The organism is Vibrio sp. 10N.222.49.A3, assembly GCF_041475145.1.
Classification (GTDB): domain Bacteria; phylum Pseudomonadota; class Gammaproteobacteria; order Enterobacterales; family Vibrionaceae; genus Vibrio; species Vibrio tasmaniensis_A.
Window position 1 is genome coordinate 1 of sequence record NZ_JBFRVM010000201.1, and the last position, 2756, is coordinate 2756.

Genomic DNA, 2756 nt, shown 5'->3' on the forward strand with positions numbered 1-2756 from the left:
AAGTTGATTATAATCGAACAAGAAGGCACAGTGCCCTTGGGTATCTAAGTCCAGTTAACTTTGAAAAACAATATGTCGCTTAATGCGGTGTCCAGTCTAACTGGAGCAGATCATAGGTAGGAAACCCAGTATCACGTCACCCTCACCACGAAACAGAATTCCTTTATGATCTCGACCATTACAGGTCTCGACCGCCTCGATAGTAGAACAACGAACGTGATTACCTTTACCTAGGTTGATAAAGCTATCTGAGTTGATCACCTCATCAGTACAAGCATCAGCATCGGCAACAGTTCTACCCTCTTTCTCTGAAAGCTTGGTGTAAGAGGTTTGTCGTCCCTTCGCATCCAGAAGAATAAATAAGTCTTCAAGTCGGATAATCGAGGCAATTACTTTCATTGCAAAAGAGCTTCCATCAGGGGCTTGGATAAAACCCTTTTTCTTTGTCTTACGTGTCATTTTTTCACCTTTATTTAGTTGCTTTGAAGACAGCACAAAATCGAAATATCGAAAATGTCCCGTTAATGTATAGTTCTCAAATTCAAGGCAAACTTGATAATCGGTAAAGGCCTTCGATATAGGTGTCTGAGCGCGTGACATCGATTAAAGGGCTTACTCAAGTCGAAAAAGACTATAGAAAAAGACTACTTTTTGGTGCCAGACCGTTAATTTCAGAACCTGATATTAGTGCAATGGGACAGTGCTGAATTTAGAACAGAATGAGCACAGCAATGACAAAGTGAATCATCGTGACTAGATAAAGAAACGAACATCAGCAACACTTCTACATTGCTAACACTGGTTGTGAAATTTATCTCTAATGTTAGCTAAACTCGACCTATCGAAGCCGTCGTCAATACGAACTCTGAATCATCAACGTAAGAAAAAAGAAGCAGAGATACCCCCCACTTCTTCAATCATTAAAGAACGTCTAGCTCATCCAGAACACCACCGATTAAAGCTCCACTGACAAACCCAATTGCACCACCTAACACAACACCTTGAGGACCAAACCTCGATCCAAGTGCCGTCCCGTACTGTGCTCCTTTCAATCCAGTTGAAACGCTTGGCTTAAACCATCGTTGTTGAGGCATGACTCGATCATATGCTTTCATCACGATTCTCCTTTCCTATAGATATGAAAAAGGGGCGTACTCAATTAAGAATACGCCCCATAGATTTTTACCAATACAGTTTTAGTGAGAATGACCGCACACCTGACAGCTACCATCATCATAAGCACGTTCACCACATGCAGGACAGGTTGTAACTAATGTTGTTATTGATTTAATCGCCATGTAAAGGCTCCTTCTTGTTGGTTGATTAGGGTGTTGCGGAGCTCATTGATACCTCAGCCTAGAGAGTTCCAATTTCGAAGCTGAGATATCGTGAGCCAAGCTCCGCAACAAAATTTATTGTGCTTTACCTTTCGGGGTATCAGAGCCGCATTGAGTTACATCAGTAACATGACCGTTCATGGTTCCGCAGACATCCGCTTTCCATTGCACGATGACACCGTAAGATGATGTGTTCTGAATACCTGCTTTACCATTCCATTGTGGCTCTAGCAGTTCTTTCATTTTCGAGATATCGCCCGGATTACCTCCGAACGTCCCACCTGCAAATACTGAAGATGCTAATAGTGAAGTTAGACCTAGCAGGATGATTGATGTTTTCATTTTTTTTCCTTAAATACGTAATGACGCCGCTTATAAGAGACGGCGTTAACGTGATTGATGATTAGTTTAAAGAGGGTGAACGACAGGGTGTGTCGCTTAGGTGTAGAAATATTGAAATGATTGATGAATGTCTTGTAAGGCATACCTAGAGGTAGCTAATGAAAGCTATAGCAATATCAGTAACCTTATGAAAATTAGCTAGAAATAATCAGGTTCTTTCTCAGTGCGACACCACCTGACGAGCGACCTATCTACAATGCGTAGAATGAAAGAGCATGACAAACTAGCGAAACGACTTGGCATTATCCTTACCCGTTTAAATACAGGTGAGAAATTGCATCTAGAAGATTTAAGTCGTGAATTTGGGGTAGCAAGAAGGACGCTAAATCGTGACTTCAATGAACGGTTAAATTACCTACCTATACAACGTGACGGTGCTTGTTACTCGTTAGACCCTAAGTTCTTAGGCAGACAGACCAATAACGAGCTATCTCTCCTGCTGTTAAACATGGGATTCGATACTTTGTTTTCAGGTAAGCACTATCTAAGCAATGGCGTATTGAACAACAAAACCACCCCACCCTTTCTCTTCAAGAACCCACAAGTCGAGGACATTAGTGAATGTGCTTCGGTGTTCGAGAAGCTTATCGAATCAATACAACGACGAAACGTGATTAGCTTTAGCCATGAAGGGAAAACCTACGATGAGTTCCACAGCTACAAACTGTTGAATGAACGTGGATTGTGGTTCATTGTCGGGACACACAGAAACTGCCTAGAGTCACTCAGAGTGGCTAAGATTCGTGAGTTAGTGCGCTACGAGGATAAATACTCTCCTGACTCTAGCGTTGAGCAGAAGCTGACAGGTTGTGGGTATGAAGATGAACTACTCAATCCCGTTGAAGTGGTTATACAGATGAGCGTTAAGAGGGTCGAAGCATTCTTAAATGAAGGTAATGTCGATAAGTTCAGAGTGTTGAAAGAACTAGATTCGGGGGATGTGTTCATTAGTCACCAAACCAAGAACATTCCAGAGTTAATACGCCAACTTAAAACGTGGCTACCTCATGCAGAGGT

The 2756-nt window shown here is 42.0% G+C and carries 5 protein-coding genes; 2 read left to right on the forward strand and 3 right to left on the reverse strand.

Annotation, left to right across the window (positions count from 1 at the left end):
- The coding region (locus tag AB4589_RS22915; protein WP_372101758.1) for an IS3 family transposase at window positions 1–83 on the forward strand (83 nt) is incomplete at its 5' end.
- Window positions 84–96: 13 nt separating this feature from the next.
- On the opposite strand, the gene AB4589_RS22920 is transcribed toward AB4589_RS22915, so the two are convergent.
- From AB4589_RS22920 to AB4589_RS22930, 3 genes are all read right to left on the reverse strand, one after another.
- Window positions 97–459 carry a hypothetical protein gene (locus tag AB4589_RS22920; RefSeq protein ID WP_372101757.1) on the reverse strand — a complete coding sequence of 121 codons (363 nt, stop codon included), beginning with the start codon at window positions 457–459 and terminating at the stop codon, window positions 97–99.
- A 461-nt stretch (window positions 460–920) separates the two neighbouring features.
- Window positions 921–1115, reverse strand: a complete 195-nt coding sequence (locus AB4589_RS22925) for a hypothetical protein (RefSeq protein ID WP_132970415.1) — start codon at window positions 1113–1115, stop codon at window positions 921–923.
- Window positions 1116–1412: 297 nt separating this feature from the next.
- Window positions 1413–1679: a hypothetical protein gene (locus tag AB4589_RS22930; protein ID WP_280534526.1), complete on the reverse strand. Its 267-nt coding sequence runs from the start codon at window positions 1677–1679 to the stop codon at window positions 1413–1415.
- Window positions 1680–1944: 265 nt separating this feature from the next.
- Between AB4589_RS22930 and AB4589_RS22935 the strand changes: the two genes are divergently transcribed.
- The coding region (locus tag AB4589_RS22935; protein ID WP_372101759.1) for a WYL domain-containing protein at window positions 1945–2756 on the forward strand (812 nt) is incomplete at its 3' end.